Source organism: Pseudomonas sp. PA-4-8C, from assembly GCF_021606625.1.
GTDB lineage: Bacteria > Pseudomonadota > Gammaproteobacteria > Pseudomonadales > Pseudomonadaceae > Aquipseudomonas > Aquipseudomonas lactis.
Map to the genome: position 1 here is coordinate 1 of NZ_WKCD01000043.1, position 13,767 is coordinate 13,767.

The 13,767-nt window shown below is 61.7% G+C and carries 14 protein-coding genes; 9 read left to right on the forward strand and 5 right to left on the reverse strand.

The window, feature by feature from the left end; all coding sequences use genetic code 11:
- A partial coding sequence (gene pssA, locus GIW04_RS10160) for a CDP-diacylglycerol--serine O-phosphatidyltransferase (protein ID WP_236478974.1) occupies positions 1–1,067 on the reverse strand: 1,067 nt, incomplete at its 3' end.
- Between the two features lie 125 nt (positions 1,068–1,192).
- Between pssA and GIW04_RS10165 the strand changes: the two genes are divergently transcribed.
- The 3 genes from GIW04_RS10165 to dacB all read left to right on the forward strand — a co-directional run bounded on the left by GIW04_RS10165 (position 1,193) and on the right by dacB (position 4,343).
- Positions 1,193–1,756: a TetR/AcrR family transcriptional regulator gene (locus GIW04_RS10165; protein WP_120247997.1), complete on the forward strand. Its 564-nt coding sequence runs from the start codon at positions 1,193–1,195 to the stop codon at positions 1,754–1,756.
- Between the two features lie 54 nt (positions 1,757–1,810).
- Complete coding sequence (locus GIW04_RS10170) at positions 1,811–2,290, forward strand: nuclear transport factor 2 family protein (protein ID WP_003191073.1); 480 nt, start codon at positions 1,811–1,813, stop codon at positions 2,288–2,290.
- 595 nt (positions 2,291–2,885) lie between these two features.
- Positions 2,886–4,343 carry a D-alanyl-D-alanine carboxypeptidase/D-alanyl-D-alanine endopeptidase gene (gene dacB / locus GIW04_RS10175; RefSeq protein ID WP_120248701.1) on the forward strand — a complete coding sequence of 486 codons (1,458 nt, stop codon included), beginning with the start codon at positions 2,886–2,888 and terminating at the stop codon, positions 4,341–4,343.
- Between the two features lies 1 nt (position 4,344).
- Here dacB and GIW04_RS10180 read toward each other — a convergent pair whose 3' ends face one another.
- A complete protein-coding gene (locus GIW04_RS10180) occupies positions 4,345–5,124 on the reverse strand; it encodes an IclR family transcriptional regulator (protein ID WP_003188795.1) in 780 nt (259 codons plus the stop codon).
- Positions 5,125–5,244: 120 nt separating this feature from the next.
- Here GIW04_RS10180 and hmgA point away from each other — a divergent pair, with 120 nt between their 5' ends.
- The 4 genes from hmgA (at position 5,245) to GIW04_RS10200 (ending at position 9,971) form a co-directional block, all read left to right on the forward strand.
- A complete protein-coding gene (gene hmgA / locus GIW04_RS10185; RefSeq protein WP_003188797.1) occupies positions 5,245–6,528 on the forward strand; it encodes a homogentisate 1,2-dioxygenase in 1,284 nt (427 codons plus the stop codon).
- Positions 6,529–6,531: 3 nt separating this feature from the next.
- Positions 6,532–7,818 (forward strand): fumarylacetoacetase, encoded by a 1,287-nt coding sequence (fahA, locus tag GIW04_RS10190; RefSeq protein WP_034134803.1) that lies wholly within the window; start codon positions 6,532–6,534, stop codon positions 7,816–7,818.
- Positions 7,819–7,830: 12 nt separating this feature from the next.
- Entirely contained in the window at positions 7,831–8,466 is a 636-nt protein-coding gene (gene maiA, locus GIW04_RS10195) for a maleylacetoacetate isomerase (protein ID WP_120248702.1), read from the forward strand.
- Positions 8,467–8,618: 152 nt separating this feature from the next.
- Positions 8,619–9,971: an MFS transporter gene (locus GIW04_RS10200; RefSeq protein WP_236478975.1), complete on the forward strand. Its 1,353-nt coding sequence runs from the start codon at positions 8,619–8,621 to the stop codon at positions 9,969–9,971.
- Positions 9,972–10,079: 108 nt separating this feature from the next.
- On the opposite strand, the gene GIW04_RS10205 is transcribed toward GIW04_RS10200, so the two are convergent.
- Positions 10,080–10,883, reverse strand: a complete 804-nt coding sequence (locus GIW04_RS10205) for a SirB1 family protein (protein WP_003188805.1) — start codon at positions 10,881–10,883, stop codon at positions 10,080–10,082.
- 187 nt (positions 10,884–11,070) lie between these two features.
- On the opposite strand from GIW04_RS10205, the gene GIW04_RS10210 reads away from it, so the two are divergent.
- Complete coding sequence (locus GIW04_RS10210) at positions 11,071–12,090, forward strand: Glu/Leu/Phe/Val dehydrogenase family protein (RefSeq protein ID WP_034128675.1); 1,020 nt, start codon at positions 11,071–11,073, stop codon at positions 12,088–12,090.
- A 55-nt stretch (positions 12,091–12,145) separates the two neighbouring features.
- On the opposite strand, the gene GIW04_RS10215 is transcribed toward GIW04_RS10210, so the two are convergent.
- The gene (locus tag GIW04_RS10215) at positions 12,146–12,406 is read right to left on the reverse strand and encodes a YebG family protein (protein ID WP_003188807.1); all 261 of its coding nucleotides are present in this window, start codon (positions 12,404–12,406) and stop codon (positions 12,146–12,148) included.
- A gap of 411 nt (positions 12,407–12,817) precedes the next feature.
- On the opposite strand from GIW04_RS10215, the gene GIW04_RS10220 reads away from it, so the two are divergent.
- Entirely contained in the window at positions 12,818–13,306 is a 489-nt protein-coding gene (locus GIW04_RS10220) for a phosphate-starvation-inducible protein PsiE (RefSeq protein WP_003188808.1), read from the forward strand.
- Here the strand turns inward: GIW04_RS10220 and GIW04_RS10225 are convergent.
- The gene (locus GIW04_RS10225; protein WP_032893434.1) at positions 13,303–13,620 is read right to left on the reverse strand and encodes a DUF3509 domain-containing protein; all 318 of its coding nucleotides are present in this window, start codon (positions 13,618–13,620) and stop codon (positions 13,303–13,305) included. The two genes, GIW04_RS10220 and GIW04_RS10225, sit on opposite strands and share 4 nt — an antisense overlap.
- Positions 13,621–13,767 lie beyond the last annotated feature (147 nt).

Consider the following 13,767-nt stretch of genomic DNA (forward strand, 5'->3'; position numbering starts at 1 on the left):
CCCTTGAGGTGATAAGTATTATCGCCGTCGCGCCATAAGTGCAGGTTCAACTGGCCGCTGTTGATCATCGGCTGATGCCGCTTGGCAAAGCGCCGCAGGCTGATCTCGTACAAGTACGGCAACGCCGCAATCACCTTGAAAGGCTCGGTGGGCGGAATGTAGAAGTCGTTGGCAGTCTTGTCGCCCACCACGATGTCGATCTTCACGCCGCGTGCCAGGGCGCGGTTGATCTCACGGGTCACCGGCAATGGCAGGTTGAAATACGGCGTGCAGATGGTCAGTTGCTGCTGGGCGCTGGCGATCAGTTCGAGGATCACCCGGCTCAACGGGTTGTTCTTGCCGACGCCCAGCAAGGGGCTGACCGACAGATGGCCATTGGGCAACTGCCCGGCTGTGGTGTCGTAGGTCGCATGCTTGAGACGGCTGCGCAGGTCGCCGATATCGTTGCGCAGGCTGCGGGTGGTGGGCGGGTTCGGCAGGTCCAGGCGATGCACGGCCTTGGACGCTACCAGGCCGTGCTCCACCAGATGCTGCATCGAATCGGCCAAGGGTTGGCTATGGATCAGGTGGTAACGGTCGAAGCGGTATTTGTCGAACTTGTGCAGGTACACGTTGTTCAGGCTGGCGCCGCTGTACAGCACGCTGTCATCGATCACGAAACCCTTGAGATGCAACACACCGAACAGCTCGCGGGTTTGCACCGGCACGCCGTACACCGGCACTTCGGTAGCGTGGCGCTGGGTCATCGCCTGGTACCAGGCGCTGTTGCCCGGTTGCTTGCCCGCGCCGATCAACCCGCGCTGGGCGCGCAGCCAATCCACCATCACCACGATCTCCAGTTCAGGCCGTGCGGCCTTGGCGGCGTGTAGGGCGTCGTAGATTTCCTGCCCCGCCTCGTCCTGCTGCAAGTACAACGCAACGATGTAGATACGCCGCGTGGCCTGGGCGATTTTCTCCAGCAGGCAGCGACGATAGGCGTCGGCGCTGGGCAGCACCTCAATGGCCTCGTTGGACAACGGAAAACCGCGCAGCTTGGGCAACAGGGAGCGTTTGAAGAACGACGGCATAGGGCTCGCAATGGGTCGAATCCGAAGAGGCCCAAAGCTTACACCATGAGGCTGCTCAGGTCTCGCGGTGGGTAATTTAAAAAACGCTGTTGACCATGAAGAACGATCGTTCTACTGTACTCGACATGAACGATATAACCCAGAATGAAACCCGCGACATTATCCTCGACGTCACCGAGAAGTTGATCTATCGCCATGGCATCGCTGCCACCGGCATGGACTTACTGGTGAAAACCGCCGGTGTGTCGAGAAAAAGTATCTACCGCTACTTCGCCAACAAGGATGAGTTGGTGGTGGCCGCCCTGCAACGCCGCGACGAACGCTGGATGCAGTGGCTGCGCAGCGAAGTGGAACGCCGCGACGACAGCGGCGAGCGCCTGCTGGGGCTTTTCAGCGCGCTCAAAGGCTGGTTCGGCTCGGCAGACTTTCGCGGCTGCGCCTTTATCAACACCAGCGGTGAAACCGGTGACGCCCAAGACCCCGTGCGCCTGATGGCCAAGGCCCATAAACGCAAACTGTTCGAGTACGCACTTGAACTGTGCCAAGCACATGGCACCCCCGACCCGGAGCAGCAGGCCGCGCAACTGCTGATCCTGATCGATGGCGCCATTACCGTTGCCCTGGTCATGGGTGATTCAACAGCTGCCGATAATGCGCAATGCATGGCGCGAACCTTACTGCAACTGTGAACCCACAGCCCAGGCAACTTTCGACCCAACCTTTATTGCTTTGAGGAGACGCCCATGTCAGCCCAAGAGGAAGTCCGCCCGCCCCTGCCGCCGTTTACCCGCACGTCTGCCATCGAAAAAGTCCGTCTGGCCGAAGACGGCTGGAACTCCCGCGACCCGCAGCGCGTGTCCCTGGCCTATACCCTGGATACGAACTGGCGTAACCGCGCCGAATTTGCCCATAACCGCGAAGAAGCCAAGCAGTTCCTGACCCGCAAATGGGCCAAGGAGCTGGATTATCGACTGATCAAGGAACTGTGGGCCTTCACCGATAACCGCATCGCCGTGCGCTACGCCTATGAATGGCACGATGATTCGGGTAACTGGTTCCGCTCGTACGGCAATGAGAACTGGGAATTCGATGAGAACGGCTTGATGGCCAACCGCTTTGCCTGCATCAACGATATGCCGATCAAGGAAAGCGAGCGCAAATTCCATTGGCCGCTGGGCCGGCGCCCGGATGATCATCCCGGCCTGTCAGAGCTGGGGCTATAACCCCGATTCTGCAGACAGCGTGAGATCCAATGTGGGAGCTGGCTTGCCTGCGAAGACGGCCTAACAGTCAACACAGCTGGACCGGGTACATATCCGTTATTTAGGTAACGGCCACTTAGGGTTCCGCTCTGACAGCGGCTCACTTTTGAACAAACAGCGCAAAAGTAAGCAAAACGCTCTTGCCCCACCACTCGGCACCTCGCTTAGGCTCGGTGTGCCCGAACACAGGCTTGAATCCGTGGGCCGCCGCCACGCGCCATCCATGGCGCGGGGCGGCTAACCCGGCGTCCTGCCGGGTTACCCACGAATTCAAGCCTGCGTTCGGCCAGCGTGGTTTAACGGGGCGCCTGAGATCAAGATCACAAGCAGATCAAGAGCAAGATCAAGAGCGGCTCGCTTCGCATCGTGGTTACCGTCTGCTGTTACAACCTACGAAGTTGTGTAGATACTATGCTGCGATGGCATCGACTGGGTTTGCCTGATACACCGAGTTGCCTGCATCGCAGGCAAGCCAGCTCCCACAGGAAAGCGGTCGCCACATTGATAGCGAGCTGTTAGCGTTGCCGCCATTGCAGGCTTATGGAAAACGCTACTGATGCACTTTGGAAAATGGTTTCACACCAGCACCCTGCTGGTCGGCTTGAGTTTTGTGCTGGGCGGCTGCGCCAGCGTCTCCCAAACCTCCACCCCGGCAACCCTGGATAAGCTGTTGAGCGACCCAGCGCTGCAAGGCGCCATCGTCTCGCTGATGGTGCGTGATGCCCGCACAGGTACCACGCTGTATCAGCACAACCCACGCACCCGGCTGGTGCCCGCGTCCAACCTCAAGCTGTTGACCACGGCGGCAGCCATGGATGTATTGGGGCCGCAGTACCGCTTCGCCACGCAACTGCTGAGCAATGGCCTACGCCAGGGCGACCGGCTGACTGGCAACCTGTACCTGCGTGGCTTGGGCGACCCGAGTATTCAGTTTGCCGACTATCAGGCGCTCGCCGCGCAATTGGCCAGCCAGGGCGTGCGCCAGGTGCAGGGTGACCTGGTGTTCGATGACACCTGGTTCGATGCCGAGCGGCTGGGCGTGGACTGGTCCCATGATGATGAAACCACCTACTACGGCGCGCAGATTTCAGCGCTGACCGTGGCGCCCAATACCGACTTTGATGCTGGCAGCGTGCTGGTCACCGCCAAGGCGCCGTTGCACGTCGGCTCGCCGGTCGGCGTGGAGATCTACCCGCCCACCGACTACCTGCAACTGAATAACCGCGCCGTCAGCGGGCCGGGTAACAGCTATGGGATCAACCGTCGCCATGGCACCAACCTGCTGCAGCTCAGCGGCGCGGTGGCGCCTGGCCGGCAGAGCCAGCAATTGATCAGCGTGTGGGAGCCGACGCAACTGGTGGCCAACCTGTTTGAGCAAGCCTTGGCGCAGCAGGGCATCAAGGTGCTGGGGCGTCGGGTGATGGGCGGGGCAAGTCCTGCTGGGGTGACGGTGCTGGCTGAGCACCAATCGGCGCCGTTGCAGGAGCTGATCGTGCCGCTGCTCAAGCTCTCGAACAACGCCATGTCCGAAGCCGTGCTCAAGGCCATGGGCCGCCAGACGGCCAGCAGCGGCACGGCGGCGGCGGGCGCCCTGGCGGTGGCCGACTTTCTCAAGCGCCAGGGGCTGGACACCAGCGCTGTGAGCCAAGTGGACGGCTCCGGCCTGTCGCGGCGTAACCTGGTGTCGTCGCAAACCCTCACCGACCTGCTGCTGGCGGCCAGCAAACAACCCTGGTTCGACGCCTGGTACAACGCGCTGCCGGTTGCCGGCAATGCCGACCGTATGACCGGCGGCAGCCTGGGTTACCGCCTGCGCGGCACGGCTGCGGAAAATAACCTGCATGCCAAGACCGGCTCCATGGCCGGCGTGTCGTCATTGAGCGGTTACATCACCGATGCTCACGGGCGCAAGCTGGTGTTCGCGATGTTGACCAACAACTATGTGGTCGCTGGCGCGCAGGTAAAAGCCGTGGAAAACCGCGTCGCCGTGGCCCTGTCCCACAGCGAAGACTGATTCAGGGCTGATAGCCCATGCGCCAACTCACGGCCCGGGTCGCCGCCAGCAAGCGCTGCGCCGCCGGGCCATCTTCATCGGCATGGAACAGTGAAGTCGGGCCGACCACGGTCATCACCGCCGCCACGTGCCCGACCGCATTGAACACCGGCGCTGATAATGCATCCACGCCAGGCATCAGCAGCCCATGTACGAAGTGCAGGCCGCGGCTGCGGATTTGCTCGCACACGTTGGCATAGGCCTGATCGTCCGCCAAGGTGTGGGCGGTGCCGGCTAGAACCTCGCGCTCACGCAACTCCACAGTTTCCCGTGACGGCAGGTACGCGCTGAACACCAGCCCGGTGGACGAGCTGAGCAGCGGTAGTACCGAACCTAACTGCGTCACCACGGTGACGGCACGCACCGCCGGCTCAATGTGCACCACCGTCGCGCCCTGGTTGCCCCACACCGCTAGAAAGCAGGTTTCATTCAATTCATCGCGCAGCTCGGCCAGGGGCAGGGCGCCGACCTTCAATACATCCAGGCTGCCCAGCGCCGCCAACCCCACGCGTAACGCTTCGCGGCCCAGGCCGTAATGGTTGGTGGCGCTGTTCTGTTCGGCAAAACCCGAAGCGATCAGGGCCTGCAAATAGCGGTGCACCTTGCTCGCCGGCATCTGCACATGTTCGGCCAAGCGTGACAACGAGGTGGCCGGCGACAGTTCGGCCAGGGCCTTGAGAATATCGGTGCCGACTTCCGCCGAGCGGACTTTCTGTTTACCGGTGTCGCGGGGCTTTTCCATGGAAGGGCGAGAATCCGAGAGATGAATGGGCGTCTTTATAGCTTGACGGTCGATAGTGATCAAATTACGTTATGCGTAACTGGATTACGATAAATACAACTGACCCTCAGAGGACGATCCATGAACCTCGAATACCTGTCGGGCTTCGGCAACGAATTCGCCAGCGAAGCCTTGCCCGGCGCGCTGCCGGTCGGCCAGAACTCGCCGCAGAAAGCCCCTTACGGGCTCTACACCGAACTGTTTTCCGGCACCGCCTTCACCATGGCCCGCAGCGAAGCCCGTCGCACCTGGCTGTACCGCATCCAGCCGTCGGCCAACCACCCGGCATTCGTCAAGCTTGCGCGGCAATTGGCCGGTGGCCCGTTGGGCGCAGTGACGCCGAACCGCTTGCGCTGGAACCCGTTGGACATCCCGAGTGAGCCGACGGACTTTATCGACGGCCTGGTGGGCATGGTTGCCAATGCGGGTGCGGAAAAACCTTCGGGCATCAGCATCTATAACTACCGCGCCAACCGCTCCATGGAGCGCGTGTTCTTCAATGCCGACGGCGAACTGCTGATCGTCCCCGAACAGGGCCGCCTGCGCATCGCCACCGAGCTGGGTGTGCTGGACGTCGAGCCGCTGGAGATCGTGGTGCTGCCCCGTGGCCTCAAGTTCCGTATCGAACTGCTGGATGCGCAAGCACGCGGTTACGTTGCTGAGAACCATGGCGCCCCGCTGCGTCTGCCGGACCTTGGCCCTATCGGCAGCAACGGCCTGGCCAACCCCCGCGACTTCCTCACGCCAGTTGCCCACTACGAAGACCTGAAAAAGCCCACACCGCTGGTGCAGAAATTCCTCGGTGAGCTGTGGGGCTGCGAGCTGGACCACTCACCGCTCAACGTGGTCGCCTGGCACGGCAATAACGTGCCGTACAAATATGACCTACGCCGTTTCAACACCATCGGCACCGTGAGTTTCGATCACCCGGACCCGTCGATCTTCACGGTCTTGACCTCGCCTACCAGCGTGCACGGCCTGGCCAACCTCGACTTCGTGATTTTCCCGCCACGCTGGATGGTGGCCGAGAACACCTTCCGTCCGCCGTGGTTTCACCGCAATCTGATGAACGAATACATGGGCCTGATCCAGGGCGCCTACGACGCCAAGGCCGAAGGCTTCCTGCCGGGCGGCGCATCGCTGCACAGTTGCATGAGCGCCCACGGCCCGGATGGCGAGACCTGCACCAAAGCCATCAACGCCGACCTGGCGCCGCACAAGATCGACAACACCATGGCGTTCATGTTCGAGACCAGCCAAGTGCTGCGCCCGACCCAGTTCGCCCTGGAATGCCCGCAACTGCAACCTGCTTATGACGCGTGCTGGGCCGCGCTGCCTGCCACCTTCAACCCGAACCGGAGATAACCCATGACTCAACCAACGCAGACCCGCAGCTGGGTATCCTCGGCCAATGGTCACGCGGATTTCCCCTTGCAGAACTTGCCCCTGGGCGTGTTCAGTATCAATGGCTCGGCACCGCGCAGTGGCGTGGCGATTGGCGATGCGATTCTCGACCTGCATGCCGCGCTGGACGAATTTTCCGGCGAAGCCCGGCGCGCTGTCGAAGCTACGGTGGGGGGCCAACTGAACGCCTTTTTCGAACTCGGTCGTGGCCCCCGCGTCGCCCTGCGCGAGCGCCTGCTGGAACTGCTGGCCGAAGGCAGCAAGCTGCAAACCCGCGAAGCGCAAGTGCTGCACCGTGCCGCTGATTGCCAGATGCACCTGCCGGCCAAGATCAATGACTACACCGACTTCTACGTCGGCATCGAGCACGCGCAAAACGTCGGCAAATTGTTCCGCCCCGATAACCCCTTGTTGCCCAACTACAAGTACGTGCCCATTGGCTACCACGGCCGTGCCTCGACCATTCGCCCCTCGGGTACAGAGGTGCGACGCCCTAAAGGCCAGACCCTTCCGGCCGGCCAGACCGAGCCGACCTTTGGCCCATGCGCGCGCCTGGACTATGAGTTGGAGCTGGGCATCTGGATCGGTCAGGGCAATGCCATAGGCGATGCGATTGCCATTGGCGATGCCGCCGAGCATATCGCTGGTTTCTGCCTGCTCAACGACTGGTCGGCGCGGGATATCCAGGCCTGGGAGTACCAGCCGCTGGGGCCGTTCTTGTCGAAAAGCTTTATCACCAGCATCTCGCCGTGGGTCGTCACCGCTGAAGCTTTGGAACCTTTCCGCAAGGCCCAGCCGGCACGTCCAGAGGGTGATCCTCAACCGCTGCCCTACCTGCTGGACAAGCGCGATCAGAACGCGGGCGCCTTTGATATCGAACTGGAAGTGCTGCTCACCACGGCTTCGATGCGTGAACAAAACCTGCCCGCCCATCGCCTGACCCTGAGCAACACCGAGCATATGTACTGGACCGTGGCACAAATGGTGGCGCACCACAGCGTCAACGGCTGCCAGTTGCAGGCCGGTGACCTGTTTGGGTCGGGCACCTTGTCTGGCCCGCAGCCGGGGCAGTTCGGCAGCCTGCTGGAGATTACCGAAGGTGGTAAAAAGCCGATTGAATTGGCTTCCGGTGAGGTGCGTAAATTCCTCGAGGATGGCGACGAAATCATCTTGCGTGCCCGTTGCAGTCGCGAGGGCTTTACCTCCATCGGCTTCGGCGAATGCCGCGGTACCGTGGTCGCGGCGCGCTGAGAGGGCAGGGCCATGGAACTCTATACCTACTACCGTTCCACCGCGTCGTATCGAGTACGTATTGCCCTGGCCCTCAAAGGCCTGGATTTCACCGCGCTGCCGGTCAACCTGCTGGTGCCGGCCGGCGGCGCCAACCGCCAACCTGGCTACCTGGCGATCAACCCCCAAGGGCGCGTGCCGGCGTTGCGTAGCGATCAAGGGGCGTTGTTGATCCAGTCACAGGCGATCATCGAGTACCTGGAAGAGCGTTATCCACAGGCGCCGCTGCTCGCCAAGGATTGGGTCGCCAGGGCTCACGAGCGGGCGGTGGCGTCGATCATCGCCTGTGATATCCACCCGTTGCATAACTCCAGCACCCAGAACTTGCTGCGCAAGTGGGGGCACGACGAGGCGCAATTGCTGGAGTGGATCGGGCATTGGATCAGCCAGGGCCTGGGCGCGGTGGAGCAGTTGATTGGCGACACCGGGTTTTGCTTTGGCGAACAACCGGGCCTGGCCGATGCGTTTCTGATCCCGCAGTTGTACGCGGCCGAGCGTTTCAAGGTGCCCTTGGCGGCATACCCACGCATCGGGCGGGTGGCGGCATTGGCGGCCCAACATCCGGCCTTCATGCAGGCACACCCCGCCAATCAACCTGACACCCCTTAGGCCCCTGTGGGAGTAATGATCGTTCCTACGCTCAGCGTGGGAACGCCTCATGTGGCGCTCTGCGTCACGGCTCTAAAAACGGACGCGGAGCGTCCAGAGCTGTATTCCCACGCAGAGCGTGGGAACAATCATAAAAAAACAGGTACCTTGCGATGCACAATCAGATTGCCAGCTTTCGCGCGGCACTCGACGCCCGTCCGGTGTCGCGCTACCAATGGTTGATTCTCCTGCTGCTGGCACTGCTACTGGTCACCGATGGCTATGACGCCCAGGTGCTGGGCTATGTAGTGCCGGCGCTGGCCCAGGATTGGGGCCTGGAAAAATCCGCGTTCGGGCCCGTGTTCAGCGCCAACCTGCTGGGCCTCACCCTCGGCTCGCTGTTGGTGACGCCGCTGGCGGATCGGTTTGGTGTGCGACGCATTCTGCTGGCGTGCGTGCTGATCTACGCCAGCCTCACGGTATTGATGGTGTTCGCCAATTCCCTGACCACGTTGATGGCGGCGCGGTTTATCTGCGGGATCGGCATGGGCGGTGCGATGCCCAGTGCCATGGCGTTGATGTCGGAGTATTCGCCACCACGCCTGCGCACCTTGATGGTGACGCTGGCCGCCTGTGGCTTTTCGTTCGGCGGCGCGGCGGGTGGCTTTGTGGCGGCCGGGTTTATCGACAGTTTTGGCTGGCGGGCGGTGTTCCTGGCGGGCGGTGTGACGCCGTTGCTGTTGTTCCCGTTTCTGGTATGGCTGTTGCCCGAATCCCTGCCGCGTTTGCTGCGCGATGCACCGCCGTACCTGCGCTTACACAAGGTCACGGCGCGGATGCTGCCCGACTGGCAGCCACCGTCCGCCAGCGAAGCCGAGAACCGCCAGGAGCAGGGCAGCAAGCTGACCGTGGTGGAGCTGTTTCGCAACGGCTACGCGCGCCCGACGCTGCTGATCTGGGCGACTTTTTTTGTCAGCCTGATCCTGCTGTATTTCATGATCAGCTGGCTGCCTTCGCTATTGCTCGAAAGCGGCCTAGCGTTGAATGAAGCCAACCTGGTTACCTCCATGTTCCTGTTCGCCGGCACCTTGGGCGCCATTCTCATGGCTTGGTTTGCCGACCGTTTGAAAAGCAAAGTGCGGCTGCTGTCCGGCGTGCTGGCGGCGGCAGCGTTGTGCACCATCCTGCTGGGCTTGAACCACGACAACCCACGCTACCTGGTGGCCTGCGTGTTTGCCGCAGGGTTCTGCATCATCGGCGGGCAACTGACCCTCAATGCCTTCGCGAGCAACTTCTACCCGGCGCACGTGCGCGCCACCGGCACGGGCTGGGCGTTGGGGGTGGCGCGGTTCGGGTCGATTCTGGGGCCGCTGTTTGGCAGCTTGTTGCTGGCGATGCATATCCCGGTCGAGCAGATTTTCTTCTTCTGCGCGATTCCGGCGGTGATTGCGGCGTTGTTGATTATTCAAGTGCGGGCGCCGGGAGCTAACACGCTGCACAGCGACGTTCTCAAACCCTCACTGTAGGAGCGAGCTTGCTCGCGAAGCACGTCAACGATAACGCGGGCATCCTGGTTTAACGCGGTGCCCTTGCGTTCTTCGCGAGCAAGCTCGCTCCTACAGTTGGGAGTTGGGTCAGTGCATTACTGAGTTGGGCGGCAGGTGCCCCAGCCGCTCGGTCAGGCGCAGACGCTGGATCGGGTCGTCGCTGAGCATCAACGCGTGTTCCAGGTCAAAGCGTTCGGCGCTCGGGCAGTCCAGGCGTTGATACAGGCTGGCGCGCGCCAGGTAGTCGGAGGCGCTGGCGTTGCCCAGTTCCAGTACGCGCTCGGCGTCCACCAGGGCCGCCAACGGTTCGTCGTTGGCAAGGTAGAGTTGGCGCAGGTTGCGCGACAGCCGTTGCAGGATCGCCCGTGGCTCGGCGGTCAGCAGGTGGTCGGCCTGCAATTTCAGCTTCTCCCCGTATTGGCGCGCCAGCAACTCGCGACAGTCATTAGGGTACAGGCGCCGGCCGCCGCAAGGGTCCAGCAGGTGATCGGCACCCGGTACCCGCAGCAGGAAGTGCCCGGGGAAGTTCACGCCGACCATGGGGATATCCAGGCGCCGTGCCATCTCCAGTGCGATCAGGCCCATGGCCAAGGGTTGCCCGCGTTTGCGTTGCAGCACCTTGTCCAACAGCGCGGCGGCGGGGCGCAACGGCGTATGGTCATCCTGGGCAAACCCCAGGTCATTCATGCGTCGCAGCAGCGGCTGGCCGAGTTCATCCGCCGGTAGCAGGGGCATGCCCAGGCTGACCTGTTGTTGCAGTGCACCAAGGTCCTGCAGGATCAACGCAGGTTGCACGCTGGTGTCATGCTCGGCAGCAATCCACAGCGCGGCTTCGAACAGCGCGGGGGGTGAACGGTCCAGGCAGGCGAAAAAAGCTGTGCGGGGGTTCATCGAGTTCTCCGGCGTATGCCCCCGTTTTAGCCTTGCTGCGAATTTTCGTCCAGCATCTTGAGAGATATCCCACGCGCTTATGTCGTAGATCCCACGAAAACGCGCGGCTTATTCCAGCGCAATCCAGCAGTTTTCTGCCGCAAGCCTATACTTGGCCCACTACCAGAAGTGATTCGGGAGCTCATTGATGTTTGCGCTCATGCACAGCACCCGCCTTGAATCGCTGCACCTGAGCGTTGATCCGGTGACCGGCTTGAAGGCGATCATCGCCATCCACAACAGTCGCCTGGGCCCAGCGTTGGGTGGCTGTCGTTACCTGGCCTACCCTAATGATGAAACCGCCGTGGCCGATGCTGCGCGCCTGGCGCAAGGCATGAGCTACAAAGCCGCACTGGCCGGGCTGCCGGTGGGCGGCGGCACGGCGGTGATCATCCGCCCCGTACACGTGGAAAGCCGTGCGGCGCTGTTCGAGGCGTTTGGCCGTTGTGTGGAAAAACTCGACGGCCGCTTCATCACCTCGATCGACAGCGGCACCTCGGTCGCCGACATGGACTGCATCGCCCAGAACACCCGCTTTGTCACCAGCACCACCGCCGCCGGCGACCCTGCGCCCCATGCCGCCATGGGCGTATTTGCCGGTATCCGCACCACCGCCATGGCGCGTCTGGGCAGCGACAACCTCGAGGGCCTGCGCGTCGCGGTCCAGGGCCTGGGCAATGTCGGTTACGCCCTGGCCGAACAACTGCATGCCGCCGGTGCCGAACTGCTGGTCAGCGACATCGACCACGGCAAGGTGCAACTGGCCATGGAGCAACTGGGCGCCCACCCGATTGCCAACGACGCCTTGCTCAGCACGCCCTGCGACATCCTCGCACCGTGCGGCGTCGGCGCCGTATTCAACCGTAACAGTGTCGGCCAGTTGCGTTGCGCCGCCGTGGCGGGTTCGGCCAGCGCACAACTGACCAACCTGGACATCGCCGACCAATTGGAAGGCCGCGGCATCCTCTACGCACCGGACTATGTGATCAACTCTGGCGGGCTGATCTACGTCGCCCTCAAACACGCCGGCACCGACCTGCCCGGCATCACCGCGCACCTGTCGAACATCGGCAGCCGCCTGACCGAAATCTTCGCCCACGCCCAAGCCGAAAAACGCTCCCCCGCACGGGTGGCCGATGAGCTGGCCGAACGCCTGCTGTACAAATAGGCCAGGCATTAAAAAGGCCCTGAATCCATGATTCAGGGCCTGTTCAATTCGGGCTTTACTCCGCAGCCGGGTTCAGCAACTCGGACAATGCGTCCGGTTGGCTCTTGAACGCCTTGGCAAAGACATCGCGGTTCTTCGCCATGTAGATCCCGGCTTCTTCCACCTGCTGCTCGCTCAACGACGGCACGGCTTTTTGCAACACCTCTGCCAGCAACTCAGCGAGTTCAAGCATCTTGTCATGACGGTCAGCTTCGGCTTTATCCATGAACAAACGCTCCAGATCTCGGCTGCTGCGGTATACCACTTCGACGGCCATTCACCACCTCACATGCCTTCACGATAGTTGTCTTTTGCGACTACTGTATTTATATACAGCTAAAAGGATAAGCCAAACGTCGGGGTTTGGATAGTAGGTTTTTAATGTAGTTGGGAAATGGGAGGCTGAACCGGAAATTTCGCACAGCACGCTGAGGTTCTCGATCGTTCCCACGCTCTGCGTGGGAATGCATCCCGTGACGCTCCGCGTCACCCACGAGCAGGTCTGAGGGACGCGGAGCGTCCCAGGCGGCGTTCCCACGCGGAGCGTGGGAACGATCGGGGGGAATTAAGTGCCTCGTATCATACGGCCACCATCTTATTCCCCAGCCCTGGCCTTTTTTCTGCATGCAGAACAACCGTCACGTCCACCCCGCATTATCCGGTCGAGCCGACCTAAGGAAGCATCATCGTGAAAATCAACTGGGCCGAAAGGCTGCGTCAGCAAGTACATGGGCTGGCCGAGTCGCTGGGTAATCTGTTTGTCGAGTCGTTCCATTACCTGGCGCTGTTCGCCATTGGTGCGGTGACCGCCTGGGCGGCGGTGATGGAATTCCTGGGGATGCTGGAGAACGGGCACATCAAGATCGATGACATCTTGCTGCTGTTCATCTACCTGGAATTGGGTGCCATGGTCGGGATTTACTTCAAGACCAACCACATGCCGGTGCGCTTCCTGATCTACGTGGCGATCACTGCGCTCACGCGTTTGCTGATCTCCAACGTGTCGCACCACAACCCGCCGGACGTGGGCATCATCTACCTGTGCGGCGGCATTTTGCTGTTGGCATTCGCGATCCTGGTAGTGCGCTACGCGTCGTCGGCCTTCCCTTCGGTGAAGGTCGAAAGCCCGCGTCGCAAGGGCGAGGCGAGCCTGGAGACAGAGAAGGGCGAGCTTTAAAGCCCCACGCTGAAGGGCAGGGTACGGGCGGGCGGGCGCTGCAGGAGTTTGTGGCTGTCGCCGTCCGTCATCAGCTCCAGGATTTGCACGGCGCTGTGGCCCTGTTCGATGGCGATGCCGAACTGGATGCTTTGCACCAGGCGTTTGAGGCGTTGCGGGTCGTTGCGCTGTTCGGCGCTGATCATGCGCTTTGCCACTACGCCGGTCTCGTTCGAGAGGGTGAGCATGATGCTGCCGTCCAGCCGTTGGATGCTCAGGTTGACGCGGTATTGGGGGCTGAACGTGTCGGTGATGATCTGAAAAGGATTGTCCATGGTGCGTTACCGCCTGATAAGAACATGCAGTCATTGACGGCCGGTGTCGGGATTAGTTCGCATTGCCTGACCACTGGCCAAATTCCGTTTTCCTCGAAAGTTCTACAGCAAGGGCCGTGCCGTACAGCGATTTACCCGGCACAGAAA